Here is a 26192-nt window from a genome sequence, read left to right on the forward strand (position 1 = left end):
CTGATGGAGTGGCAAGTCGGCAAGGCCGCAACAGCCTGCCCTACCCTGCCTTATTCGCCGTTATACAGAATGTCGGCGCGGCGGTTCTCGGCGTAATCAGCCTCGGTATTGCCGGTAGCCTTCGGCTTTTCCTTGCCCAGGCTGACTGCTTCAACCTGGCTGTCCTTCACGCCCAGCACTTCCAGCGAGCGCTTCACGCTTTCGGCACGGCGCTGACCCAGGCCCAGGTTGTATTCGCGGCTGCCGCGGGAGTCGGTATTACCCTGGATGATCACCTTGCGGTCGGCATGGTCCTTCAGGTAGCCGGCATGGGCTTCCACGGTGGGCTTGTCGCTGCTCTTGACGGTGGAGGAGTCAAAGTCGAAATACACGCTGCGCTTGGACAGCGGGCTGTTCGGGTCGTGCAGCGGGTCGGCATTCAGCTGGCCCTGATTGCTGCTGCCGGTATCAGCCGGAGCCACGCCCTGATTGGCGGTGGCCGGGGTGGTGTTGCTGGTGACGGCGGCCGGCTTGGTGCTGGCGCAAGCAGCCAACAGGGTAACCGTAGCGGTGCCGAGTACGAGTTGTTTCCAGTTCATGCCTTCGCTCCTTGGATTTGAATGCACTACATCATTGCGGATTGTTGAAAGGGCCCCACGACGGGTCCTGCACTTCGCCATTAATCACTGCCAGTCTGACCTTGCTGCTGCCATCCAGCGTGGTGGCATACAACACGCTCTTGCCGCCGGTGTCGCTGGCATACAGCACCATGCGGCCATTGGGGGCAAAACTGGGTCGTTCGTTATAACCACTTTCCGACAGCGCACGGACGTCCCCGGTGGTGAGATCCTGTGCCATCACCCGGAAACGCCCGGATTCCCGCCGGATGAAGGTCAGGGTGCGACCATCCGGCGATACGCGCGGTGAAACATTGTAGTTACCTTGCCAAGTAACGCGCTGGGCGGCTCCGCCGCTGACAGCCATGCGATAAATTTGTGGCCCGCCGGTACGGTCGGACACAAAGTAGATCTGGCTGCCGTCCGGGGTGAAGGTCGGTTCGGTATCGATGCCATCGCTGTAACTGATACGGCGCGGCGCTCCACCCAGGGTATTGACCAGGTAAATCTGCGAATTGCCGGTGGTGGTCAGTACCACTGCCAGCTTGCTGCCATCCGGACTCCAGGCCGGTGCCGAGTTGCTGCCCTTGAAATTGGCCACCGCACGGCGCTGGCCGGTGGCCAGATCCTGCACCCATACCACCGGCTTCTTGCTCTCGAAGGAGACATAAGCCAGATAACGGCCATCCGGACTCCAGCTGGGCGAGATGATGGGCTCTTTGGAGCGCAGGATGGTTTGCGCCCGGTTACTGTCCACATCAGTAATCAGCCCGACTTGCAGCATGTAGTTGCGGCCACTCTTGAGCACATACACCACGCGGGTATTGAAAATGCCCTTCTGCCCGGTGATGGCCTCGTAAATCATGTCGGCAATGGTGTGTGCCACTTCGCGGCTGCGGTCCGGCGTCACGGTAAACTCGCCAGAGGTCAGCTGCTTTTTCTGCGCCACATCCATCAGCCGGAAGCTGACCTTTACCTGACCACCGGCCACGGCTTCGACCTTGCCGATGGCGATGGACTGCGCCCCGGCGGCCTGCCACAGCGGGTAACGGATATCCACCGGCTCGACCGGCACATTGGCAATGGCCGAGCCATCCACCATGCGGAATACACCGGAGAGTTCCAGATCGCTGCGGATGATGGGGGTGAGCGCCTCACGCATGCGCGTGGTTTCATCCTTGAACGGCACCACGGCAATGGCGTGCTTGCTGGCACCACCGCCGACAATCTCGATGGTCATCTCGGCACGGGCAGACTGGCCGGCGAGCAAGACAAACATTAGCAATAGCTTAAACAGAGTACGAATGCCCGGCATGAGTTCCCTCTGAGACTGAAATTTTTGCAAAACACGGTATTCCTCCCGGCGCTGTTACTCAGCGCGGGCGGAATTCCATCTTGAACTGGCGGTAGCCATCGTTGAAATTGGCACCTGGCGGCAAGCTGGGGAAGGTGCGTGCTTCCCAGATGGCACGTTGCACCGCCTCATTGTAAGCACTGTTGCTGCTCGGCCCGATCACCTGCACCTTGCTCACTTCCAGCGTGGGCAACAGCGTGACCAGCACCACCACCTTGGGGTTGCCGCTCAGGTCGGGCGGCAGTTGCACCAGCGGGGTGATCTTGGCCTTGACCTTGTCGATCCAGCCGCCCTTGGCTGCGGCCGAACCATTCACCGCACCGCCGGCCACGCCATTGGCACTGCCGGCCTGGGTGCTGCGTGCATTGGCCTTGTGGCCGGTATTGGGGGCATCCAGTTGCGACAGCAAATCGTCAGCCTGATTGTCATAGGTTTTCGACTGTTTGCTGCCCTTGCCCGGCGTGGTGGCTGGCGGCAGTTTGACCGGCTTTTTCTCCGTCACAACCGGTGTAACGGGCTTGGCCGGGGCTTTTTCTACCGTTTTGGCTGGTTTTTCCTGCTTTTTCGCGGGTTCAGGCTGTTTGGCTGGCGGTGTTTTCACCGGCTCCGGCTTGGGTTTTTCCGGCAGCAGCTTATGTACCGGCTCCGGCTTTTTCGGTACTTCAACCGGTGGTTTTACCAGATGCTGCAGCTTGGGTTCCGGCTTTTTCCTGGCACCCAGATTCACCTCGGCAGGCGGCTCCGGCGGCGGGGCGGGGGGAGTTGGGGGAGGTACAACACGAAGCGGCTTGCTGACCGGCACCGGTTCTACCACGGCAGCAGGGGCCGGCGGTGGACTGCTCCACAACTCCAGCGCCAGCGGCACTTCGCTCACCGGCTGCTTGCTGGCAAGGCCGGCCCACAGCATCAGGCCGATCACTGCGCCATGCAGCAGCAAGGAAGCAAGCAAGGACCAGGAGGAAGAAGGAGAACGGTTCATGCCTTACTGATGATTCTGCTGCTTGACGGTGAGGGCAACGCGCTTGATGCCGGCCTTGTGCAGGTCATCGGCCACGGCCACCACATCGGCGTACTTGAGGTCTTTGTCGGCCGAGATGGCCACCGGACGGTCGGCTCCGGCCAGCATGGCGGCAACCTGGCTGGCGAGCGTGCTGCGCGAATCCACCGGAGTCACCTTGTCGCCATCCTTGATTTGCATCTTGTCACCGGCATCCAGCACCACTTCCAGCGGCGGCGCATCCAGCGTGGCGGCCTGCGATACGCTGGGCACCTGAATGACACCGGGGGTGAACATGGGAGCTGTCACCATGAAAATGACCAGCAGCACCAGCATGACGTCGATATAGGGCACCACGTTCATCTGGTTCATTTGACGGCGGGGACGGCGGTTGAGCATGACAATCCAGACCAAAGTTCAGCTTGCCATCATAGCACCGCAAGCACAGCGGCCGGATGACAAACATCTTGCTTAACAAAAAACCGGTCAGACTTGCCGGACGGGCGGAAAGTTCTGACCGGTCAGCCGGCCATCAGCGCAGACGGGTGCACAGGGTCAGGCCGTCACCAATGGGCAGCACGCAGTGACGGATGCGCGCATCCTGCTGCAATCGGGCATTGAAGGCGTGCATCAGGTGTACGCCGGGCGGGTCTTGCGGCCGTGGCGACACCACGCGGCCGGACAGGAAGATATTGTCGATGGCAATGACGCCACCGGGCCGTACCAGTTGCAGGCAGGCTTCAAAGTAGTCCTGATAGGAAGGCTTGTCCGCGTCGATGAACACCAGATCAAACTGACCGGCCTGCCCCTCTGCCAGCAGTTGCTGCAAGGTGAGCAAGGCGGGCTGCAACTCCAGCCGGATACGCCCGGCCACCCCGGCACGCTGCCAGTAGTCGCGGGCAATGCTGGTGAACTCTTCGCTGACATCGCAGGCCACTGCGTCGCCATCTGCCGGCATCGCCAGCATCGCGGCCAGCATGCTGTAACCGGTGAACACGCCGATTTCCAGATAACGGCGCACGCCCAGCACATGCACCAGCCAGCCCATGAACTGGCCCTGCTCCGGGGCGATCTGCATCTTGGCCATGCGATGGCCAGCGGTGAATTCGCGCAGCTCACGCATCACCGGGTGTTCGGTCAGGCCAATGGCCATCAGGTAATCATGCAAGGTGCCGTCCAGCGGCACGGTACGACTGGTCATGGATACTCTCGGAAAAATGACAAAACGCCCGCTGGTAGCGCCGGTCCGACAGGGAGGACCGTCGGTGGCAACAGGGGGCGTTGGCAAATGGCCACGGCGAGCGCCGGGCCGGGACTGCTTATTCCGGCTGGTAGACGTAAGGCTTTTGCGGTACGCGCGATTCTTTCCAGCGGCGCTGGTCGTCCAGATTGACCTTGCGATCCCACAGGGTGAGGCGCAGTTCGCGACGTTGCTGGTCTACTTCCGGATGCTTGTCCAGAAATTCGCTCATGAATTTGGTGAAGTCGGACTGGTACATGGTGTTCCCCTGGCTATGATCGCAGGATTCTAATGCATAAGCGGCGGCGCTGACCACGGTGAGGCCGGATATTTGCGCTGCATGGCAGCACAAACACCACAGCATTCAATGGCGTTCGATGGCAGGCGCCTTGTCGCCATACATCTTGCGGTCGGCCACATCCAGCAGTTCCTCGATCAGCATGCCGTCCTGTGGATAATAGGCAATGCCTATGCTCACGCCCAGCAACACGGTATGGCCATCCACCTCGTAAGGCTGCTGGATGGCATGCTTGAGCCGCTCCACCACCCGGTCCGCCTCGCGGTTGGACTCCACATCTTCCATCAACAGGACAAACTCATCGCCGCCCAGCCGCGCCACCGTGTCTTCATTGCGCATCACCGCCAAGATGCGGGCGGCAATCAGTTGCAACACCTTGTCGCCTACTGCATGACCGAAGCGGTCGTTGACCGGCTTGAAGCGGTCCAGATCCAGAAACAGTACGGCAAGTCGTCTGTCACTGCGCTTGAGGCGCGAGATGGCATGCTGCAGACGGTCGTAGAACAGGTTGCGGTTGGCAAGCCCGGTCAGGCGGTCGTGATTGGCCAGATGAAACAGATGATTCTCGCGCCGTTGCTGCTTGGTGAGCTGGCCACAGTAAAAGCGCAGGCCCAGACCCAGCAACACCAGCAATAGCAGCGACTGCCACAGGATGACGCTGCGCTCGAAACCACTGAGCAGATACCAGCCCAGCTGCCAGTCCAGTTGCAGCAGCAAGGGCTGCGAATCGTTGCCGACGGCCCGCTCCAGCCGCAGTCGCGGAAAACCCAGGGTGTCCAGCCAGCCATGGTTCTGGCCCGGTATGGTCACATAAGGCTCCAGGCCCTGACTGCCAGGCCCGCGCGCGCGCAGGCTCAAACTCAGCCCGACCGGCAGGGCGGTATTGGCCGGGCGCAGGTAATCGGTGCGTAACACCAGCGCCACGAATTGATCGGCCAGCTGGCCACGTAAGAGCACGCTGCTGGTATTGAGTGGCTGCAACAGCAAATGGCCGCGATAGCCCTCGCGCAGGGTGAAGGCGGCCGACATCGCGGTGCGGCCAAAATGCTGCGCCTCCTGCAAGGCCCGGCGGAAGCGCTCATCCACCGACAGTTCGGTGCCCAGCAACGGGCGCACGGTAGGGTTCATCGGCAGAATCGACACGACCGGGTAGTACTCGGCCTGAACCGGCATGGCGGTCAGTGGAGCCTGTCCCTGCCTGGTATAGGCGTGCAGGTGGAAATCGCTGCCCAGGCTGGCCTGCATGGCCCGATGCCAGGACGGCACATCCTGCGCCCGCACCCGCTCGATGCGCTCCAGCGAGACCAGTTGCGGATAACGCTCCGCCATTTGCTGGACAAACAGCAGCTCCTGTTCACCGGCGTGCTGGGCATCAAGCATGCTGAATGCAGCATAGCTGTCGAGGATGGTCTGGTTGACCAGCAACTTCTGGTTCAATTGCTCGGACAGGCGCTCGCCCAGCATGTCGAACTCTTGTTCGGCACTGAGTACGGCACGACTGATGAAGGCCAGGGAAATGAGCAGGCTGAGCAAAAGCCACAGCAGCACGCATCCCAGCGTGGTCAGTTTTATCCGCATGGACGAGGGAGGAGAAGGGAAAAACGGAATTCTATAGAAAGCGATGGCAGCCCGGATGGGCAAAGCCGAACTCAGCCGCCAACTAAGTAATTACACCTAGACTTATTGGTCCTTAATCTAAATAGCGGGCTTTAGCTGTGTAAACCAATGCTGACGAACCATGAAAAGTGACTGACAGCACGCTTGCGGCCGGAGGAAATCAGCGCTCAGGGCAGGTGGTCTGCCTGACGCAAGCAGGCACGAATCTGGGGTAACTGCCGCCGGCTGATGGCCAGTGGCTGTGCGATATCCCGCAGCTGCACACCCCATTGCTCATCTTCTTCATTCCCGATGCGCAGCAGCGCCAGCAAGGCATGGCGCATCACCAGACAATTGCGGTGTATGCGCAGCACGCTGTCGCCCAGTCGCTGTTCCAGCGCTACCAGTGATTCGTCCAGCAGGTATTCGCCAGTGGCGGTGACCAGGCTGACGTATTTCTGCTCGGCTTTCAGATAGCGCACGGCGGAAATGGGAATGTTCAGCAGGCTGTCGCGATGGCGCACGGTGAAATGGGCTTCGATGGCCGGGAGTTGGCCACGACGGGCGGCGGCTTTGTCCAGTGCCTGTCGCAATCGTTCCAGCCGTACCGGCTTGAGCAGGTAGTCAGCGGCATCCAGCTCGAAGGCATCCACCGCATACTGCTCGTGTGCGGTGGTGAACACCAGCTGCGGAGGCAGTTGCTGGGTACGCAGTTTGCGGGCCAGTTCCACCCCGCTCATGCCGGGCATGGAGATGTCCAGCAGTACCACATCCACCGTCTGCCGTTCCAGCCAGCGGGCAGCCTCGGCGGCATCCGGCAAGGCTGCCACTGCAGTGGCACCGCACTGGGCCACCTGCCCCACCATGCGTTCACGCGCCAGTGGTTCGTCATCCACCACCAGCACGCGCAGCCTGTTTACAGCACCCATTGCGGTTTGCCCAGCTTTTCCACCAGTTGCCGCCAGGCCTTGAGGATTTTCTGGAACTTGTTGTTGGTCGGTGCCAGGTCCCGTACCTGGGTCAGCATGTCATAGGCACGCCGCATATGGCTTTCGTGCCAGCCATTGCCGTGGACATAGGCCATGGTGGCATTGGCCAGGTTGAGCATCACCTGCACATTGTGCGGCATTTCCTCGTGCGCCTTGACGAAGCGCTCGATGGCCTGCTCGAAACGTCCGGCCTGGGCTTCGCGTACCGCCTGGTTGTTGAGCTCCAGTACCGACTGCACGTTTTCGGCAATCAGCTGGCGACCGACATCACCCAGCCCCACTTCCTCGAACAGGCTGCCAATGCTGGACAGCAGTTCTTCATCATCATGATTGTTACGCACCAGGTCGCGCATGGCGGCATTGCCGCTGTCCTGCTTGCCCTGGGCAAAGCAGGCACGGGCAAATTCCATTTGCGCCTCGGCCGGCAGATTGCTGCCCAGCTTCTGGTAAGCCGTTTCGGCACTGGCCAGCAGGGTGCGCGCCTTTTCGTGATTACCCAGCCTGGTTTGCAACTGGCTGTCGATGACATTGCACATCCACTCGCCCATCTCGTTGTAGCGGTAATCACGGCGCAAATTACCCAGGGTGCGGGCGGCGGTGCCGGTTTCGCCACGTGCCAGCTGCACCCGCGCCAGCATGGCGTAATGAGTGGGGCTGCGATGCCAGGTGTATTTGGCAATATTGAGGGTTTCTTCGCTGGCAGCCTCGGCGGTTTCCAGATCCTTGTTCAGCAAGGCCACTTCGGCCAGCTGCTTTTGCCGACGCAATACCACCGGGGACAGCGCGGTGGCCTTTTGCAGGGTGTCCTGCGCGCCGGGCAGGTCGTGATGAATGCGATGCAACTTGGCCAGCCAGTCGTAGGCCTCCATCACTCGCTCATTGTCGGCCAGTACTTCTTCGAACAACAGCTTGGCTTCGTCGTAGGCTTTCAGGCCGGTGAGCGATTTGGCCAGACCCAGCTTGGCCCAGGCCAGCGGCTTGAGTCGCAACACATCCATATACAGGCTGCGGGCGGTGTCATAGTCGCCAATCTTCTGCGCCAGACTGCCCTTGAGCTTCATGAAGTCCAGCGTAAACTCGCCACGCTGGCTGATGCGCCGGCTACAGGCATCAATGGCGGCCAGATATTCGTGGCGCATGATGGCTTCGTCCACCACGCGAAAGGCCTCGCGGCGGCGCATGGCCTTTTCCAGACGCTGGCTGAGCACTTCGCCGGTAAAGGGTTTGAGCAGGTAGTCATCCGGGGCCAGTTCAGCCGCGGAAATCACCCGTTGTGCCCGCCGCTCGCCGGTGACGATCATGAACACGCAGGACTGCTTGATCAGGTTGCGTTCCTTAACCTCTTCAAACAGGTAGAGACCGTCGTAACCATTGCCCAGATCGTAGTCGCACAGCACCACGTCAAATTCGAACTTGGCCATCTTGGCCAGCGCATCGCCGGCCTTGCTGGCGTATTCGACCTTGTCGGCACCAAACGAGGCCAGCGTCATGGCCAGCGCGCGTTGCATTTCCGGCAGGCTGTCGATGATGAGGAACAGCCGGTTGGCGTACGGGTCCTCATAGGGGCGGCGCGTCGCATCAGCGCCGCTCTGCCCTGCTGTCAGGCTCTGGTAGGTGGTGGAAGGTAGTTTGTCACTCATGGCGTCATCATCTGCCAGCCTGGCTGAAATGTCATTATTCGGCGGTCAGTTTGGCATAGCGTAAATCCAGCCACTTCAACCCGTGTTCGGCAAAATTGATTTGCAAGCGCACATCACTGCCACTGCCTTCGGCATTGATCACCACGCCGGAACCGAACTTGGCGTGACTGACGCCCTGGCCAATGCGAAAGCCCTGCAAGGAGACGCTGGCGGCCGGCGCAGCCGCCTCGTCCAGCCAGGGCGCGCGACGCGGGCTTGCTGGCGGCACAGGTTTCACTGTAGCAGACAGTATCCGTACCAGCTCGGCCGGTATTTCCTCAACAAAGCGCGAACGGATGGGATAGCGGCTCTGGCCATGCAGCATGCGGCTCTGGGCGCAGCTCAGGTACAGGCGTTTGCGGGCGCGGGTGACGGCCACATACATCAGGCGGCGCTCTTCCTCCAGCCCCTTGCTGTCGTTCATGCTGTTTTCGTGCGGGAACAGCCCTTCTTCCAGACCGGACACAAACACGGCGTCGAACTCCAGGCCCTTGGCCGCATGCACCGTCATCAGTTGCAGCGCGTCCTCGCCGGCTTCGGCCTGATGCTCTCCCGCTTCCAGACTGGCCGCACTGAGGAATTCGACAATGGCCAGCTCCGGCTGATCCGGGAAGAAACCGGCCGCGGCGCTGACCAGTTCGTCCAGGTTGGCCAGCCGCTCTTCGCCTTCTTTCTTGTCCTGCTCGTACATGGCGCGCAGGCCGGAGTGGTCGATGATCAGGCTGACCGTTTCCGCCAGCGTCATGTCAGTGCTCTTGTTGCGCAAGGCTTCGATCAGCAGCACGAACTCGCCCAGCTTGGCGGCGGTACGGCCACCACCCGCGGCGCAGCAGGCCTGCCACAGGGTGACACCCTGCTCGCGGCTGATGGCTTGCAGGTTTTCCACGGTGCGGGCACCGATGCCGCGCGCCGGTACATTGATGACACGTAGCAGGGCATTGTCGTCATCCGGATTGCTCACCAGACGCAAGTAGGCCAGAGCATGCTTGATTTCCTGGCGCTCGAAGAAGCGCAGGCCACCATAAATGCGGTAGGGCAGCTGGGCATTCACCAATACATGTTCCAGCACCCGTGACTGGGCATTGGAACGGTACAGGATGGCCATGTCCGACAGATTCATGCCTTCGCGCTGCAGGTTCTTCACTTCATCGATGATGAACTGGGCTTCGTCACCATCGGAATAGGCTTCGTACAGGCGGATCTGCTCGCCCTCGCCCGCGTCGGTCCACAAATTCTTGCCCAACCGGCCATCGTTGCGTTCGATCAGGGCATTGGCGGCATTGAGGATGGTGCCCACCGAGCGGTAGTTCTGCTCCAGCCGCACCGGCTCGGCTACCTGGAAGTCGGTCAGCAAGGCGCGCATATTGCCCACTTCGGCACCGCGGAAGGCGTAGATGGACTGGTCGTCATCGCCCACGGCAAACAGGACGTTGTGCTCGCCGGACAACAGCTTGAGCCAGGCGTATTGCAGACGGTTGGTATCCTGGAACTCGTCCACCAGGATATGGCGGAAGCGCCCCTGATAATGGGCGCGCAAGGCAGCGTTGGCCTGCAACAGTTCGTAGCTGCGCAGCAGCAGCTCGGCAAAATCCACCACGCCTTCGCGACGGCACTGGGCATCGTAGGCGGCGTACAGTTCCACCAGCTTGGCTTCGTACGGCGTCAGGGCTGGCGGCAGGCGGTCGGCGCGCAGCCCGGCTTCCTTGTTGCCGTTGATGAAGCTTTGTACCGCGCGTGGCGGATATTTCTCGTCCGACAGCTCCAGGCTTTTGAGCAGGCGTTTGATCGCGGCTTGCTGGTCGGCGGAATCCAGAATCTGGAACGCCTGCGGCAGTCCGGCATCGCGGTAATGGGCACGCAAGAAGCGGTTGCACAGGCCGTGGAAAGTACCAATCCACATGGTGCGCACATTGACCGGCACCATGGCCCCCAGCCGGGTATGCATTTCCCGCGCCGCCTTGTTGGTAAAGGTAACCGCCAGAATGCCGGAGGGATTGACCTGGCCGGTGGCTATCAGCCAGGCAATGCGGGTGGTCAGTACCCGTGTCTTGCCACTGCCCGCACCTGCCAGTACCAGCGCACTTTTGGCCGGCCAGGTGACGGCACGCAGCTGTTCATTATTCAATCCGGCTAAAAGCTCACTCATGACAGGTATTTCTTCTGGGCGTGGTTGATGGGTGGCATTTTACACCAGCTGACCGGCAAGCCGTGGGCAGGCTTGCCTGACAGGCGGCGACAGGTTAATTTCTGTCAAACAACTGCCCCCTTCCCCATGCGCTCACGCCTGCTTGTCGCGTTATTCCTGCTGCTGCACTTCCCTGCCCACGCGGCGGGGCTGACTGCCTATACCGAGGAATTGCCGCCGCTGAATTATCTGCAAGGCCAGCAGGTGAGTGGCTTTGCCAGCGAATTGCTGACTGCCATGGCCAGCAAGGCCGGCCTGGCGCTCAGGCTGCAACTGCTGCCCTGGTCGCGCGCTTATGCCACGGTGCAATCCACGCCGGACACCATCCTGTTCAGCACCGTACGCACCGCGGAGCGGGAGAACCAGTTCCGCTGGGTTGGCCCCATCGGCAAACGCCATATTTATCTGTACCGCTTGAGCAAGCGCGAGGACATCCGGCTCAACGATATCCGGCAGCTGGCGCAATGGCGTGTCGGTACCATTTTTGCTTCTGCCTCGCAAAAGCAGTTGGAGCAACTTGGTTTGCGGCCGGGAATAGAGCAGGACAATGCACCGGATGATGCCAGCAACCTGGCCAAGCTGAGAATGGGGCGCGTGGACATGGTGGCCATGCTGGACTGGGCCATGCACTGGCAGACACGGCAAACCGGCATGCCGGACAATCAGGTCCGCCCAGTAGCGCTGCTGGATGGTCAGGCACAGTACTGGTTTGCCCTGAACCGGCAAACCCCGGATGCCACCATCCGGCAGCTGCAGAATGCACTGGATGCGCTGGTGAGAAACGGCGAGCTCAAACGGCTGCGCCTGAAATACATCGGCACGGAAGAGTTCCCTGGCGAGCTGGTCGATCTGTATGCGCAACTGCGTCAGGATGGCCCGCTCTTGCTGGCGGACAACGACAAGCCTTCCGCCCGTTGCCCCGAACCCGGCCAGGGCAGTGGCTGGCGCCACAAGCACCGGGCCGGGCCGGAAGGCATTTGCCCGCTCAAACCAGGGTATTGATGGTACGTCCCAGCGTGCTCAGGCCGTCGCCCGCCGCGGTCAGGCCATGCGCGATGGCACTGCCGGTACCGCTGGCACCACTTGCCAGGCCACTTCCCGCCGCCCTGGCCACTGACTCCACGTCGTCTGCCACCTTCTTCGCCCCCTGCTTCAGCACCTGGTAAGTCGTGGGTGCCTGATTAGTGATACCGCCGATTGTGCTCATTTTGTTCTCCCCATACCGTTAATTGGCTGTTGTCCGCCATTACATGGTCAGTACCGGCTGCCATGTAAATTTACGTTATGCAGGGTTAAGAGCCAGAGCCAATTGCTTTACATCTTATTACCTTAATTTGGCATCGGTAACCCTAATTAACTTTCCATGCCAATAGAATTAATAAGGAGTAATCAAAGAGAAAGCAGGTGATATCGTGAAAAATCAGGCAATCAAGATAATGGCTGGTTTGCTCATTTCCGGTTTCGTCACCGGCTGTTCTTCTCCGCAAATGCTGGTGACTGCACCGGTACATATTCGTCCACAATTTACCCCGGTGGCATTAGAAGACAGCCCAGGCTCCATCTACCAGCCCAACAAGGCCATGCTGCTGTTTGAAGAGCCGATTGCCAGCCATGTGGGTGATGCGCTGAAAATCAATATTGCGGAAAACCTGACGTCCAGCAATAACGCCAATACCACCTCCAACCGCACCTCCACCATTTCCGAATCCGGCCCCGGTGCCTTGTCTTCCATGGGTGGCTTGCTGAAGGAGATCTTTGATTACAGCGGCAAGGCATCCGGCAGCAGCAGCCTTAAAGGCACCGGTCAGGTCAGCAACTCCAACCAGATCAGCGGCAGCCTGATGGTGTCGGTCACCGATGTATTGCCCAATGGCTATCTGGCGATTGCCGGGGAAAAGGCCGTGGCGGCCAGTGGCAATACCACCGTGCTGCGCTTTTCCGGCATTGTGAACAAGCGTGACATCAAGGTGGGCAATGTGGTGTCTTCCAGTGATGTGGGTGATGCCCGCATCGAGCAGATCGTCAACGGGATCGCCAGCGAAGTGGCTTCGCGCACCGATGCCCAGCGCTTCTTCGCCGGGCTGATCAATTTCTGGTAGTCGTTGCACCGGCCCGCTTGCTGACATCCTGCTCAAAGCGGGCCGCGCCATTGGCACCATCACCACTGCCCTGCCACTGGGCCATGTTTTCGCCGGACAACATCTTGTTCAGCAAGGGTGACAGCTTCCTGCCGGTCGAACTCCACTTGTCATAGGCCATGCCATCCAGCCGGTAAGCGGCATTGGCCAGCACCTTGCCATTCTTTTTCAGCAGCAGGTTGATGTCGGTGATGTAGGGCCGCAATTCATCGCTGAACATGGGCGAGCCCCATTGCGTGAGCACGGTGTAATACAGCATGGCTTCGCAATCTGACGGCGCATTGCCGGGCGCATAAATGCGGCTTTCCACTTCGCGGTCGCGCAATTGCTTTTGCAATTCGGGAATGAAATCCGCCACGATCACATTGGCATTCAATTCGATACAGATATTGCGCAGCTCATCATGCGGATGAGCCATGCCATTGGTACTGGTATTGGGTGCCATATTGGCAACCGATGTGATGGCGGTACTGGCCAATTGCACACCGGCCACCAGCGGTGAGGTAATCAGGCTGCAGGCACTTAAAGAAAGGGCCGCAGGTGCAATAAGACAGCGCCACAGAACATTCACCTTGAAACTCACCGGACAATTGAAACAGAGCCACCCTAGCAGCAAAAAAAAATGCCCCGAAGGGCATTTACAGTCATTTACACCGGATTGACCGGTCTTACTTTTTCACGCCCAGTTCGCGCAGGCGTTCATCCAGATAACTGCCTGCCGTGTGGCGTTCCGACAGTACCACCTCCGGGCGCGGATGCAGGAACAGCGGCAGCGACACCCGGCTGCTACGCGCGGCCTCGCCTTGCGGATTCACCACCCGGTGCTGGGTGGACGGGTAGTAGCCGCGTGATGCCTCTTGCAGCATGTCGCCGATATTGATGATGAGCATGCCGAAGTCACACGGCACGTCCACCCAGTTGCCTGTCTTGTCCTGCACTTGCAGGCCGGGTTCGCTGGCAGCAGGCAGGATGGTGAGCAGATTGATGTCGCCATGCGCGGCGGCACGCAATGCGCCGGGCGCTTCCTGCCCGGTCAGCGGCGGATAATGCAGCACCCGCAGCAGGGTTTGCTGGCTGTCGGCAATCATGCCGGACAGCGGTTCGCTGTAATGGGCTGCAATGTCGGCCGGGGTGTACTGCTCTACCCAGCCCAGCAGCTCGCGCGCCAGCGCATTGGTACTGGCATAGTAGCGGCGGGCATCATCGGCCAGCTGTGGCGGCACACGGCCCCAGGGGTAGATGTGGAAGTATTCCTTGATGTCCTTCAGGCTGGCGCCCTTGGCCGTTTCCGAAATGGCCGGGGAAAAATAACCGTCCTGCTTCTCTACGGAAAAAGCGTAATCGTGCTTTTGCGGGGTGCCGAAGAAGGCCAGCCAGTCGCTGTAGATCTTTTCCACCAGCTGCTGGTCGATGGGGTGGTTCACCAGCACGCCAAAACCGGTTTCGTGCAGGGAACGGGTGAATTGTTCGGCAGCATCGGCTGCGCGGTAGTCGACAATGCGGACGTTCATGGGAGGGTATCCTCGCGGAATGCGGCCGTCAGGCAAGATCGGGACGGACCGCGGCGGCGGATTCTACCCTTGCCGCCGTCGCAGGCAAAGCACAGCGCAGTGAACTCAGCGCAGGGCCACGTGGGGCGGGCCGTCCGCTTGCGGCGTCAATACCACAAGGCCGGCTTCCGCCAGCATGGACAGCCGCCAGAACAGATACGTGTCGGGCACAAAAGCCGTGACATGTTGCCCCATGACGCCACCCACCAGCCGGGCGGCTGCCTGCGGCCCATCACAACGCAATGCATCAAGCAAGGCAGCATCGAAACAGTCAGCAGACTGCTGTAGCAGCTGGCCATGTTGCAATTCACGCCAGCCGGCCGGGGCCTGCTGCCAGTGTTCCCATTCGGCGGCAAGGCGCTGGCGCTCTGCCTGCCCGACAGGCCTTGCTGTGCCGATCAACTGCCGGATTTCCTGCTGGCCACACATGCCCATGGCGACACGGCCGTTGTGCTGGATAGCCACCTTGCCACCGGCTTCCACCAGCGACAGCGGCTGGCTGGCGTGGGCATGGGCGCACACCATGGCAAGCAGCAGGCGGTCATGCGCGCCATCGCCCAGCCACAGGCAGAGCGGCTGGCGCTGGGCAAACACGCGGAACAACTGCTTGCGACAGTGCCAGTAGTCCTTGAGAAAGGCTTCGTCGATGTCCGGCAGCCAGCGCATGGACCACCAGATGCGGTTCCACCACGCCACCCGCGCCTGCGGGTCGATGGCATCGGCATCGGCCAGCGGGCCGTGGGCGAAGTCTTCCACCACCTCCAGCACCTCATCGCCCGGTAACAGGGTGCGCAAGGCCTGGGCGGCTGAAGGGCCGGTCAGCAGGTGCACGGTGGACTGGGTCACACGCGCTGGTCCATGTCGAGGGCGGGCATGGCGCCTTCCACCGTTTGCGCCACCACGCGGGCCGGTACACCGGCTACCGTGGTGTGTGGCGGTACGTCTTCCAGCACCACGCTGCCTGCGCCCACTTTGGCACAGTCGCCAACGCGGATATTACCCAGCACGGCGGCACCGGCACCCAGCATCACGCCGTCGCCGATCTTGGGGTGACGATCGCCCCGCTCCTTGCCGGAACCACCCAGCGTCACGCCATGCAGGATGGACACGTTATTGCCGATGACGGCGGTTTCACCCACCACCAGCGCGGTGCCGTGGTCCAGCATCACGCCCTGGCCGATACGCGCTGCCGGGTGGATATCCGCCCCGGTGACTTCGGAAATGCGGTTCTGCAGGAACAAGGCCAGGGTCTTGCGCTGCTGCTGCCACAGCCAGTGGGTGATGCGCTGGCTTTGCAGCGCATGGAAGCCCTTGAAATACAGCAAGGGGGTGGAATAGCTGTCGCAGGCGGGGTCGCGCTCGAAACAGGCGCGGATGTCGGCCCGCACCGAGGCGCTGATCACCGGGTCGGATGCCAGTGCTTCACGGAACAGTTCCATCAGGGCGCGGGCATCCATCACCGGGCTGGCCAGCTTGCTGGACAGGTGAAAGGCCAGCACGTCTTCCAGCGTGCTGTGCCGCAATACCGTCATGTGCAGGAAGCTGGCCAGCAGCGGCTCGTCACGCGCGGCCTGTTCGGCTTCCTGCAAAATGGCGAGCCACAGGGCGTCGCCGGAATCTTGCTTCATGCTTGTTACTCCATTACCACGCGGCCCGGACCATGCCGGGCCGTGCTTACAACAGGACCACGTCAAACTGTTCCTGGGTATAGGTGCTTTCCACCGACAGCGAAATCGGCTTGCCAATGAAGTCCACCAGCATGGCCAGGCTTTGCGATTCCTCGTCGAGGAACATATCGATCACCGGCTGGGCCGCCAGGATGCGATAGCCCTTGGCATCGAACTGGCGTGCCTCGCGCACGATTTCGCGCTGTACCTCATAACACACGGTCTGGGCGGTCTTGATTTCGCCGCGCCCCTGGCAGGTGGGGCAGGGTTCGCACAACACGTGCGCCAGGCTCTCGCGGGTGCGCTTGCGGGTGATTTCCACCAGCCCCAGGCTGGTAAAGCCGTTGAGGGTGACACGGGTGCGGTCGCGCGCCAGTGCCTTGGCCACTTCGCTCAATACCGCAGTCTGGTGCTCTTCATTGTCCATGTCGATGAAATCGACAATGATGATGCCGCCCAGATTACGCAGCCGCAGCTGGCGGGCAATGGCCTGGGTGGCTTCCAGATTGGTCTTGAAGATGGTTTCGTCGAAATTGCGGTTGCCGACAAAGCCGCCGGTATTGACGTCGATGGTGGTCATCGCCTCGGTCTGGTCGATGATCAGGTAGCCACCAAACTTCAGGTTCACCCGTCGCGACAATGCCTTGTCGATTTCCGCCTCGATGGAAAACAGCTCGAACAGCGGGCGCTCACCGGAATAGCGCTCGATCTTGCGCACGGCAGACTGCACGTATTGCTCGGCAAATTCCACCATGCGGCTGTAGTTTTCGGTCGAGTCGACAATCACGTGCTCGGTGGTGTCGCTCACCATGTCGCGCAGCACGCGCACCGCCAGCGGCAGGTCTTCGTACAACAGGCTTTGCGCCGGCAGGTGCTGCGATTTGTGGCGGATGTCGGCCCACAGCTTGGACAGGTATTCGATGTCAGCCTGCAGCTCGGTATCGGTGGCGGTTTCCGCGCTGGTGCGGATGATGTAGCCACGCGGCGTGCTGGGCGGCAGCAGCTTTTCCAGCCGCGCCTTCAGGCTGTGGCGTTCCGACTCGCTCTCTATCTTTTGCGAGATGCCGATGTGTTCTTCCTGCGGCAGATGCACCAGGAAACGCCCGGCCAGCGAGATTTGCGTGGACAGGCGCGCACCCTTGGTGCCGATCGGGTCCTTGATCACCTGTACCAGCACGGTCTGACCTTCGAACAGCATTTTTTCGATGCGTTGCGGTTCGGTGGGGTGCTGGCGCTGTTCCAGTACATCGGCAATGTGCAGGAAAGCCGCCCGTTCCAGGCCGATTTCGATGAAAGCGCTCTGCATGCCGGGCAGCACGCGCTTGACCTGGCCCAGATAGATATTGCCGACAATGCCGCGGCTGGCGGCGCGTTCCACGTGCAGCTCCTGCACGATGGAGTCCTCCAGCACCGCCACGCGGGTTTCCTGCGGGGTGATGTTGACGAGGATTTGTTCCTTGGGGCGCTGGATGTCGCGCGGCAGCGGAATGGACTGATGCAGCATGGTCTTGTCTCCGCTCAAGGGAATGGGTGGCCGAACAGGCCCAGCAGTTCTGCGGTTTCAAACATCGGCAGGCCCATCACGCCGGTATAGCTGCCGGCGATATGGTCGATGAACACCGCCGCCAGGCCCTGGATGCCATAGGCACCAGCCTTGTCAAACGGCTCGCCGCTGTCGATGTAACGCTGGATATCGCTGTCGCTCAGTGCACGGAAATGCACTTCGGTGATGCTGGTGCGCAGTTCTACACGCTCGTCCTGACGCACGGCCACGCTGGTGACCACCTGATGGCTGCGGCCGGAAAAGGCCCGCAGCATGCGCGCAGCGTCGGCCGCATCGGCCGGCTTGCCGAAGATTTCGCCGTCCAGCACCACGGTGGTGTCGGCAGACAACAGCGGGCGTGAAGGCAAACCACATTTTTGCACCACGGCCCAGCCGGCAGCGGCTTTTTCACGCGCCAGGCGCTCGGTATAGGCTACGGCGTTTTCACCGGGCAGCACCGATTCGTCGATGTCGGCGTGGATGCGTTCCAGGTGCACGCCCAGCTGTTCCAGCAGTTCGCGACGACGCGGGCTGCCGGATGCCAGGTAAATTCGGGTATCGCTTGGGGTCATGATGTTGTCGCTGCCAGTGTTATCAATATTTATGAGCTGCAAGGGTAGCAGAGCGGCCCTTGGCCCACCATCTGCTGCGCCGCAAAATGTACCCGGCTACGTAGCTGCACCTACGGAGCCGGTTCAGAGTCTCGCGAGCTAGAGTGAGACAAGGCGAAAACGGCTAAGGAAGCGAAGTTTACATAAAGTAAATGAGCATTCCGCAGACGTTTTTAACGCAGTATCACCGAAGCGCAGCCGACTATGAACAGGTTCCAAACAAAACGCCCTGCATAAAGCAGGGCGCTTGCTGGTATGGCATGGTCAGACGAGGTCGGACTCAGGCCAGGCGGCCGTGGCACTGCTTGTATTTTTTACCGCTGCCGCAGGGACAAGGGTCGTTGCGGCTCACGCGCAGGCCCTGCTCGGCCAGCGCTTCGGGCGACAAGGGATTGTCCTCTTCGTCCGCGGCACCCAGCGAAGAGCCCGGCTCGGCATGCTGCATTTCGTACTCGCCATGCTGATGCGGTTCGACCGCGTCAACGTCTTCCTGACCGCGAATCTGCACGGTCATCAGGACATTGACCACGCTGCGCTTGATACGCTCCAGCATGTCGGCAAACAGCTCAAACGCTTCGCGCTTGTATTCCTGCTTCGGGTTCTTCTGCGCATAGCCGCGCAGGTGAATGCCCTGACGCAGGTGGTCCATGGCGGCCAGATGTTCGCGCCAGTGGGTATCCAGCATCTGCAGCACCAGGCTGCGTTCGAACTGGCGCATCACCTGCTCGCCAGCCAGCTCCACCTTGGCCTGATAGGCATCGGCAGCCTGCTGGATGATGCGGGCCTTGATATCCGGAATGTCCAGCGAGGATTCGGCCTTGATCCAGTCGGCCACCGGGGCGGCCAGCTGGAATTCGGCTTCCAGGGTTTTCTCCAGACCGACCAGGTCCCACTGCTCTTCCATGGATTCCGGCGGCAGGTGCAGGTCTACCAGGTCGGACAGCACGCCTTCGCGCATATTGATCACCACCGCGCTGACGTCTTCATCCTGCAGGATGTCGTTACGCTGCTGATAGATCACCTTGCGCTGGTCGTTGGCCACGTCATCGTATTCCAGCAATTGCTTGCGGATGTCGAAGTTACGGCCTTCCACCTTGCGCTGAGCGTTTTCGATGGAGCGCGATACCCACGGGTGTTCGATGGCTTCGCCGTCCGGCATTTTCAGACGGTCCATGATGGCGGCCACGCGGTCGGAAGCAAAAATGCGCAGCAGCGGGTCTTCCAGGCTCAGGTAGAAGCGGGAGGAACCCGGGTCGCCCTGACGGCCGGAACGGCCACGCAGCTGGTTATCGATACGGCGCGATTCATGACGCTCGGTACCGATGATGTGCAGGCCGCCGGCAGCCAGCACTGCGTCGTGGCGTTGCTTCCACTCAGCACGGATGGCTTCGATGCGGGCGTTCTGCTCGGCCTCGGACAGGCTGTCGTCCTTCTGTACCGCGCGGATTTCCGGTTCCGGGTTGCCACCCAGCACGATGTCGGTACCACGACCGGCCATATTGGTGGCCACGGTGATCACGCCCGGACGACCGGCCTGCACCACGATGTCGGCTTCACGCGCATGTTCCTTGGCGTTCAGCACGTTGTGCGGCAGCTTGGCCTGCTTGAGCAGCTCGGCAATCAGCTCGGAGTTTTCGATGCTGGTGGTACCCACCAGTACCGGCTGGCCACGCTCGTGGCAGTCCTTGATGTCGGCCAGGATGGCGTCGTACTTCTCGCGTGCCGAACGATACACCTTGTCCTGCGCGTCCTTGCGCTGCATCGGACGGTTGGTGGGGATCACCACCGTTTCCAGGCCGTAGATGCTCTGGAATTCGTAGGCTTCGGTATCGGCCGTGCCGGTCATGCCGGACAGCTTGCCGTACAGGCGGAAGTAGTTCTGGAAGGTAATGGACGCCAGGGTCTGGTTTTCGCGGTTGATTTCCACGCCTTCCTTGGCTTCCACTGCCTGGTGCAGGCCTTCGGACCAACGGCGGCCAGCCATCAGGCGGCCGGTGAATTCATCCACGATCACCACTTCACCATCCTGCACCACGTAGTGCTGGTCCAGATGGAAGAGCGAATGGGCGCGCAAGGCGGCCATCAGGTGGTGCATCAGGGTGATGTTGGTGGCGGAATACAGGCTGTCGCCTTCCTTCAGCATGCCCAGCTGTACCAGGATGTCTTCGCAATGCTCGTGACCGGCTTCGGACAGCAGCACGCTATGGGCTTTTTCATCCACCCAGTAGTCGCCCTCGCCGTCTTCGGTTTCCTGACGCTTGAGCAGCGGCGGTACCGCGTTCATGCGCTGGTACATGTCGATATTGTCTTCGGCCGGGCCGGAGATGATCAGCGGGGTACGCGCTTCGTCAATCAGGATGGAGTCCACTTCGTCGACCACGGCAAAGGCCAGCTTGCGCTGCACTTTTTCGCCGGTGGTGAACACCATGTTGTCGCGCAGGTAGTCGAAACCGAATTCGTTATTGGTACCGTAAGTGATGTCGCAGGCATAGGCAGCCTGTTTGTCGTCATGCGCCATCTGCGACAGGTTCACGCCCACGGTCAGGCCGAGGAAGTTGTACAGGCGGCCCATGATGCCGGCGTCACGGCTGGCCAGGTAGTCGTTGACGGTGATGACATGCACGCCGTTGCCGGTCAGCGCATTCAGGTACACCGGCAAGGTGCCCACCAGGGTCTTGCCCTCACCGGTGCGCATTTCGGCAATCTTGCCGTTGTGCAGCACCATGCCGCCAATCAGCTGCACGTCGAAGTGACGCATGCCCAGCACGCGGCGCGAGGCCTCGCGGCAGACGGCAAAGGCCTCCGGCAGGATACTGTCCAGCGTTGCGCCATCAGCGATGCGCTTCTTGAACTCGGCGGTTTTTCCCGCCAAAGCCTCGTCGGACAGCGCTTTCATGCCATCTTCGAGGGCATTGATGCGCGCCACTTCCTGACGATACTGCTTCAGCAGACGGTCGTTGCGGCTGCCAAATACTTTCTTGAGTAGCGAGGAAATCATGTATTCCAATCCAGAGGCCCGGACGGGCCGATAAAACAAAATAGGCGAAAGTGTAGCACATCCCGAGAACAAGGTTATGGGGGCGAGCTTGCGCTGAATCAAGCCATGTGGGCCAAACTTGTCGCCGCCATACGGCAGTCATGACAAGCTGTCATCGTTGCCATGACAAGCAATTTCACAACACGGCAATGAATCCTGATTTGCCAATTAAGGCAGAGCAAGCATAAAGACCGGCAAATGGCTGATTTCCCGCTATTTTTCTACCGAATCGTGTCGTTACATAATCCATACAAAAAAATGTCAAATTTCATCAAAATTTTATGAGCGCCTTGTTATCATTCGTGCGCATTTGCAGAGCCAGTTTGATGTTTGCCCACGGCATGCCGTGCCATAACAAAAGATGGTGCTCATCTGATGAAGAAGCGGAACGGGGCCTGCACCGTGCCGCCAGGTTAACCACACCAATCGGAGAGGCCTGATGACTAGCGTTATCCGTCCGTTTATTCCCGCCACAGCCAAGCGGCTGCTGCCCAATCGCTGGGACTTGATTGCTTTCCCGCTGATCCTGGGTTTCCTGTTGTTTGCCACCACCGGCATTCAAGGAACCTGGGCCCCGATCAGCGCCTTGCAGACCGAACCCATCTCGCTGGATGCGGCCAATCTGCCCGAATACGCCTTGCGTACCACCTTGCGCATGCTGGCCGCCATGTTTGCGTCCATCGTGTTCACGCTGATCTACGGCACGCTGGCAGCAAAAAGCCGCCGCGCCGGCCAGTTGCTGGTGCCTATTCTGGACATCCTGCAATCGGTGCCGGTGCTGGGTTATATCTCGTTTACCGTGACATTCTTCCTGGCGCTGTTTCCCGGCCGGGTACTGGGCGCTGAATTTGCCGCCATTTTTGCGATTTTCACCTCGCAAGCCTGGAACATGACCTTCAGCTTTTACCAGTCGCTGCGCACCGTGCCCAACGACCTGAAAGAAGTGTCGCAAAACCTGCGCCTGTCCGGCTGGCAGAAGTTCTGGAAGCTGGAAGTGCCCTTCTCCATGCCGGGCATGATCTGGAACATGATGATGTCCATGTCCGGCGGCTGGTTCTTCGTGGTGGCGTCCGAAGCCATCACCGTGGGTGACAAGACCGTCACCCTGCCGGGGGTGGGTTCCTACCTGGCCATGGCCATTGCGCAGAAAAACCTGACGGCGGTTGGCTGGGTGATTCTCACCATGACCGTGGTCATCATCATCTACGACCAGTTCCTGTTCCGCCCGCTGGTGGCCTGGGCCGACAAGTTCCGCCTGGAAGACACCATGTCGCAGGCAGCACCGGAATCCTGGGTGCTGAACCTGATCCAGCGCACCCGCGTCATCCAGCAGATCCTGCGTCCGTTTGGCAAGCTGCTGAAAAAACTGGCGCGCCTGCGCCTGAACATCAGCCTGCCGCGTGCCATCCACACCGAATCCCACTCCGGCGTATCCCGCGGGCTGGATATCGTATGGGGAGCCTTCATCACCCTGCTGGTAGGCTATGTCTGCTGGCGGCTGTACAGCTTCATCAGCAGTGAAGTGGGGCTGGGTGAAACCTTCAAGGTAGTTGGCCTGGGCTTCATCACCCTGATCCGCGTCACCTTGCTGATTGCGCTGGCCTCCGTCATCTGGGTGCCGCTGGGCGTGCTGATCGGCCTGCGTCCGCGCCTGGCCGAGATGATCCAGCCGATTGCCCAATTCCTGGCAGCCTTCCCGGCCAACCTGCTGTTTCCGGTATTCGTGGTGTTCATTGTCCACTTCAAGCTGAATCCGGATATCTGGCTGTCGCCGCTGATCGTGCTGGGTACCCAGTGGTACATCCTGTTCAATGTGGTGGCCGGTGCCAGCGCCTTCCCCAATGACTTCCGCGAAGCAGCCACCAATTTCCACATCAAGGGCTGGCAATGGTGGCGGCAAGTGATGCTGCCGGGCATTTTCCCCTACTACATCACCGGTGCCATCACCGCTTCCGGCGGTGCCTGGAATGCCAGCATCGTGTCGGAAATGGTGTCCTGGGGCGATGACAAGCTGGCAGCCCACGGCCTGGGCGCGTATATCGCCCAAATGACCGCTGCTGGTGACTTTCCCAAGATTCTGCTCGGCATCTGCGTGATGTCGCTGTTTGTCGTGTTGTTCAACCGTCTGCTGTGGCGTCCGCTGTACGCCATTGCCGAAAACAAACTCCGTCTCAACTGACCAGGGGGAAAATCATGCACAACGAAACCACAACCCTGCGGCAGGAAATCTTCTCCCTCAAGCATGTCGACAAGGGCTATCACAAGGGTGGCGAAGACGATATCCAGGTACTGGACGACGTCAACCTCACCTTGCATGAAGGCGAAATCGTCGGCCTCTTGGGCCGTTCCGGTTCGGGCAAGTCCACCTTGCTGCGCATCATTGCCGGGCTGATTCAGGCCAGCAGCGGTGAAGTGAACTACTGCGGCCAGCCGCTGACCGGCCCGGCCGAAGGCGTGGCCATGGTGTTCCAGACCTTTGCCCTGTTCCCGTGGCTGACCGTGCTGCAAAACGTGGAAGCGGGGCTGGAAGCCCTGGGCGTGGAACCCAAGGAGCGCCGCCGCCGCGCACTGGCCGCCATCGACCTGATCGGCCTGGACGGTTTTGAAAACGCCTACCCGCGCGAGTTGTCCGGTGGCATGCGCCAACGCGTGGGCTTTGCCCGTGGCCTGGTGGTGAACCCCACCCTGCTGCTGATGGACGAACCGTTCTCCGCGCTGGACGTGCTGACCGCCGAAACCCTGCGTACCGACCTGCTCGACCTGTGGAACCAGAAGCAGCTGCCGATCAAGTCCGTGCTGATCGTCACCCACAACATCGAGGAAGCGGTGTTCATGTGTGACCGCATCATGGTGCTGTCGTCCAATCCGGGCCGTGTGGTGGCAGAAATCAAGGTACCGTTCGCCCATCCGCGCAACCGGCTGGATCCGGCATTCCGCAAGATGGTGGATGACATCTACGCACTGATGACCCAGCGCCGCAGCGCCGACACCCTGCACAAGGTGCAACTGGAAATCGGCAGTCCCTTGACCGAGGTGTCCACCAACCTGATGGCCGGCCTGATGGAAGCGCTGGCCGCCGCACCGTACAACGGCCGCGCCGACCTGCCGGAAATCGGCAGCAAGCTGCTGCTGGAAGTGGACGACCTGTTCCCGGTGGCCGAAACGCTGGAACACCTGGGCTTTGTCGAACTGCGCGACGGTGATATCGAACTGACGGCCGCCGGCAAGCTGTTTGCCGACTACGGCACACAGGAACGCAAGGTGCTGTTTGCCGAGCATCTGCTGCGTCATATTCCGCTGGCCGCCCGTATTCGCCGCGTGCTGCAGGAACGTCCGGGTCAACGCGCGCCGCGCCTGCGCTTTGAACAGGAGCTGGAAGACTCGCTGAGTGACGGTGCCGCCGAGGAAACGCTGGATACCGTGATCAGCTGGGGCCGTTACGCGGAAATCTTCTCTTACAACGACCACAGCGAAACATTCAGTCTGGAAGACATGGAGGGTGGGCAGTAAGCCAGCTCTTCCCCAGCATCAAGGCCACATCACTCGATGTGGCCTTTTTTTATTGCTTTGCCTGCCAAGCTGCTGCTACAAATAATTTGAATACTTTGCTGCACATGCCATGCCTTTAATCAGCCAGAAAAATAGTGAAAATACATCACCGCAGGGACTCTTAATATTAAGAAAATTTCCTATTTATATTTAGGAAATTTCCTATGAATCATCACCAAAAAAAAGATTAAAAATTATGGTTTTTATTACTGATAAAGTGCGACTCAAAGACACTCCAAAAGGATGCAGAACCTGCATACCACTATCGACTACTGCAAAAGCACAGCTACAACATATCGCTGGGCAATACTAATTGGCTGAATAACATCATGACTCTTACACTCCGCCTCACCACAATGAAATTGTCATTGCTCTACTACCTTCTCACCATACTTTGCTTACTGCAGGCAATAACAAGCGAAGCGTGCACTGCTACGTCTTTCGGATCGATTTCTATTTCACCCACAGTAAGCGTACCAGCACGCGATGCACCCTTGATTACCCCACTGGGACCATGGTCCTCACCAGTGACAATGAACATATTCTCCGGCTGTAATGATGGAGTAGCCAGAACGGTTCTTGTGTATGGGCCATCATCATTTTATCTTGCAGGTTATTATGTCGACCCTGCAGATGGCAAGCAGTATGCAATATATACCCAAACAGGTTTCCCAGCAGGTGTTGGCTTTATTGGCGCAGCTGGCCCTGACGCATCCAACCTTATTCCAGTCATCCCGGAAGCAAATACAGGCATAAATAACTCATTCGACCCTGGTAACACCAACTACATTACCATAACTACACGAGTCCGCCTAATTCGCCATGCTCCGCTCGCGAACACCGCACCCATCAACCTAATGGGCTTACAAGTAGCCATTTTTAAATGGAAATACGCTACTCAACCTTATGCGAGCAACCCAAACGCCATATACATTACGGGAAACGCCACATATACCAATACTTTATTTCAAACTTGTTCAGTCACAGCTAGCAATTTGCAAATAAAACTACCGAACATCAACAGCAATCAATTGAACAGCATTAATTCCACTACTGGCAATACAGCATTCAGCCTGCCTCTTAACTGTCCAAGCCCGGTTAATTTGTACATGACCATCACGGATATAAGCGCCCCCGGGCAGACAAGCAATATTGTTAGCCTG

General features: G+C 59.8%; 23 protein-coding genes. 5 read left to right on the forward strand and 18 right to left on the reverse strand.

Annotated elements, in window-relative coordinates; all coding sequences use genetic code 11:
- Positions 1-50 precede the first annotated feature (50 nt).
- From pal to uvrD, 10 genes are all read right to left on the reverse strand, one after another.
- Positions 51-578, reverse strand: a complete 528-nt coding sequence (gene pal / locus AWT75_RS06815) for a peptidoglycan-associated lipoprotein Pal (protein WP_062788417.1) — start codon at positions 576-578, stop codon at positions 51-53.
- A 31-nt stretch (positions 579-609) separates the two neighbouring features.
- Positions 610-1875, reverse strand: a complete 1266-nt coding sequence (gene tolB, locus AWT75_RS06820) for a Tol-Pal system beta propeller repeat protein TolB (protein WP_233160798.1) — start codon at positions 1873-1875, stop codon at positions 610-612.
- Positions 1876-1969: 94 nt separating this feature from the next.
- A complete protein-coding gene (locus AWT75_RS06825) occupies positions 1970-2929 on the reverse strand; it encodes a TonB C-terminal domain-containing protein (protein ID WP_062788421.1) in 960 nt (319 codons plus the stop codon).
- Positions 2930-2932: 3 nt separating this feature from the next.
- Complete coding sequence (locus tag AWT75_RS06830; RefSeq protein WP_045846427.1) at positions 2933-3346, reverse strand: biopolymer transporter ExbD; 414 nt, start codon at positions 3344-3346, stop codon at positions 2933-2935.
- 133 nt (positions 3347-3479) lie between these two features.
- Positions 3480-4148, reverse strand: a complete 669-nt coding sequence (locus AWT75_RS06835; RefSeq protein WP_045846428.1) for a class I SAM-dependent methyltransferase — start codon at positions 4146-4148, stop codon at positions 3480-3482.
- 118 nt (positions 4149-4266) lie between these two features.
- Complete coding sequence (locus AWT75_RS06840; RefSeq protein WP_045846552.1) at positions 4267-4446, reverse strand: DUF3460 family protein; 180 nt, start codon at positions 4444-4446, stop codon at positions 4267-4269.
- Positions 4447-4551: 105 nt separating this feature from the next.
- Positions 4552-6033 (reverse strand): sensor domain-containing diguanylate cyclase, encoded by a 1482-nt coding sequence (locus AWT75_RS06845; protein ID WP_052693968.1) that lies wholly within the window; start codon positions 6031-6033, stop codon positions 4552-4554.
- 236 nt (positions 6034-6269) lie between these two features.
- Positions 6270-7010: a LytR/AlgR family response regulator transcription factor gene (locus tag AWT75_RS06850; protein WP_045846430.1), complete on the reverse strand. Its 741-nt coding sequence runs from the start codon at positions 7008-7010 to the stop codon at positions 6270-6272.
- On the reverse strand, positions 6998-8710 hold the full coding sequence (locus AWT75_RS06855; protein ID WP_045846431.1) for a tetratricopeptide repeat-containing response regulator: 1713 nt from the start codon (positions 8708-8710) through the stop codon (positions 6998-7000). Before AWT75_RS06855 ends, AWT75_RS06850 begins: the two co-directional genes overlap by 13 nt.
- 34 nt (positions 8711-8744) lie before the next feature.
- On the reverse strand, positions 8745-10895 hold the full coding sequence (gene uvrD / locus AWT75_RS06860; protein ID WP_045846432.1) for a DNA helicase II: 2151 nt from the start codon (positions 10893-10895) through the stop codon (positions 8745-8747).
- Between the two features lie 126 nt (positions 10896-11021).
- Here uvrD and AWT75_RS06865 point away from each other — a divergent pair, with 126 nt between their 5' ends.
- On the forward strand, positions 11022-11936 hold the full coding sequence (locus tag AWT75_RS06865) for a substrate-binding periplasmic protein (protein ID WP_082695989.1): 915 nt from the start codon (positions 11022-11024) through the stop codon (positions 11934-11936).
- Here the strand turns inward: AWT75_RS06865 and AWT75_RS06870 are convergent.
- Positions 11920-12141 carry a hypothetical protein gene (locus tag AWT75_RS06870; RefSeq protein ID WP_062788424.1) on the reverse strand — a complete coding sequence of 74 codons (222 nt, stop codon included), beginning with the start codon at positions 12139-12141 and terminating at the stop codon, positions 11920-11922. The genes AWT75_RS06865 and AWT75_RS06870 overlap by 17 nt on opposite strands.
- A gap of 205 nt (positions 12142-12346) precedes the next feature.
- On the opposite strand from AWT75_RS06870, the gene AWT75_RS06875 reads away from it, so the two are divergent.
- A complete protein-coding gene (locus AWT75_RS06875) occupies positions 12347-13033 on the forward strand; it encodes a flagellar basal body L-ring protein FlgH (protein ID WP_153013258.1) in 687 nt (228 codons plus the stop codon).
- Here AWT75_RS06875 and AWT75_RS06880 read toward each other — a convergent pair.
- The 7 genes from AWT75_RS06880 to secA form a co-directional block, all read right to left on the reverse strand.
- On the reverse strand, positions 13020-13556 hold the full coding sequence (locus AWT75_RS06880; RefSeq protein WP_153013259.1) for a cell division protein FtsI: 537 nt from the start codon (positions 13554-13556) through the stop codon (positions 13020-13022). The two genes, AWT75_RS06875 and AWT75_RS06880, sit on opposite strands and share 14 nt — an antisense overlap.
- A 184-nt stretch (positions 13557-13740) precedes the next feature.
- Positions 13741-14583 carry an isopenicillin N synthase family dioxygenase gene (locus tag AWT75_RS06885; RefSeq protein WP_045846435.1) on the reverse strand — a complete coding sequence of 281 codons (843 nt, stop codon included), beginning with the start codon at positions 14581-14583 and terminating at the stop codon, positions 13741-13743.
- Between the two features lie 105 nt (positions 14584-14688).
- Positions 14689-15468 (reverse strand): DUF3658 domain-containing protein, encoded by a 780-nt coding sequence (locus AWT75_RS06890; protein WP_062788428.1) that lies wholly within the window; start codon positions 15466-15468, stop codon positions 14689-14691.
- The gene (cysE, locus tag AWT75_RS06895) at positions 15465-16250 is read right to left on the reverse strand and encodes a serine O-acetyltransferase (RefSeq protein WP_045846437.1); all 786 of its coding nucleotides are present in this window, start codon (positions 16248-16250) and stop codon (positions 15465-15467) included. Before cysE ends, AWT75_RS06890 begins: the two co-directional genes overlap by 4 nt.
- A gap of 46 nt (positions 16251-16296) precedes the next feature.
- Entirely contained in the window at positions 16297-17793 is a 1497-nt protein-coding gene (rng, locus tag AWT75_RS06900; protein WP_045846438.1) for a ribonuclease G, read from the reverse strand.
- Positions 17794-17807: 14 nt separating this feature from the next.
- A complete protein-coding gene (locus AWT75_RS06905; protein ID WP_045846555.1) occupies positions 17808-18404 on the reverse strand; it encodes a Maf family protein in 597 nt (198 codons plus the stop codon).
- A 319-nt stretch (positions 18405-18723) separates the two neighbouring features.
- On the reverse strand, positions 18724-21441 hold the full coding sequence (secA, locus tag AWT75_RS06910) for a preprotein translocase subunit SecA (protein WP_062788430.1): 2718 nt from the start codon (positions 21439-21441) through the stop codon (positions 18724-18726).
- Between the two features lie 478 nt (positions 21442-21919).
- Here secA and AWT75_RS06915 point away from each other — a divergent pair, with 478 nt between their 5' ends.
- The 3 genes from AWT75_RS06915 to AWT75_RS21210 all read left to right on the forward strand — a co-directional run.
- Positions 21920-23659, forward strand: a complete 1740-nt coding sequence (locus AWT75_RS06915; protein ID WP_045846440.1) for an ABC transporter permease — start codon at positions 21920-21922, stop codon at positions 23657-23659.
- Between the two features lie 14 nt (positions 23660-23673).
- Complete coding sequence (locus AWT75_RS06920) at positions 23674-24990, forward strand: ABC transporter ATP-binding protein (RefSeq protein WP_045846441.1); 1317 nt, start codon at positions 23674-23676, stop codon at positions 24988-24990.
- Between the two features lie 368 nt (positions 24991-25358).
- The coding region (locus AWT75_RS21210; RefSeq protein WP_161937729.1) for a fimbrial protein at positions 25359-26192 on the forward strand (834 nt) is incomplete at its 3' end.

Origin of the sequence: Aquitalea pelogenes (assembly GCF_001515305.1) — a bacterium.
Taxonomy (GTDB): domain Bacteria; phylum Pseudomonadota; class Gammaproteobacteria; order Burkholderiales; family Chromobacteriaceae; genus Aquitalea; species Aquitalea pelogenes.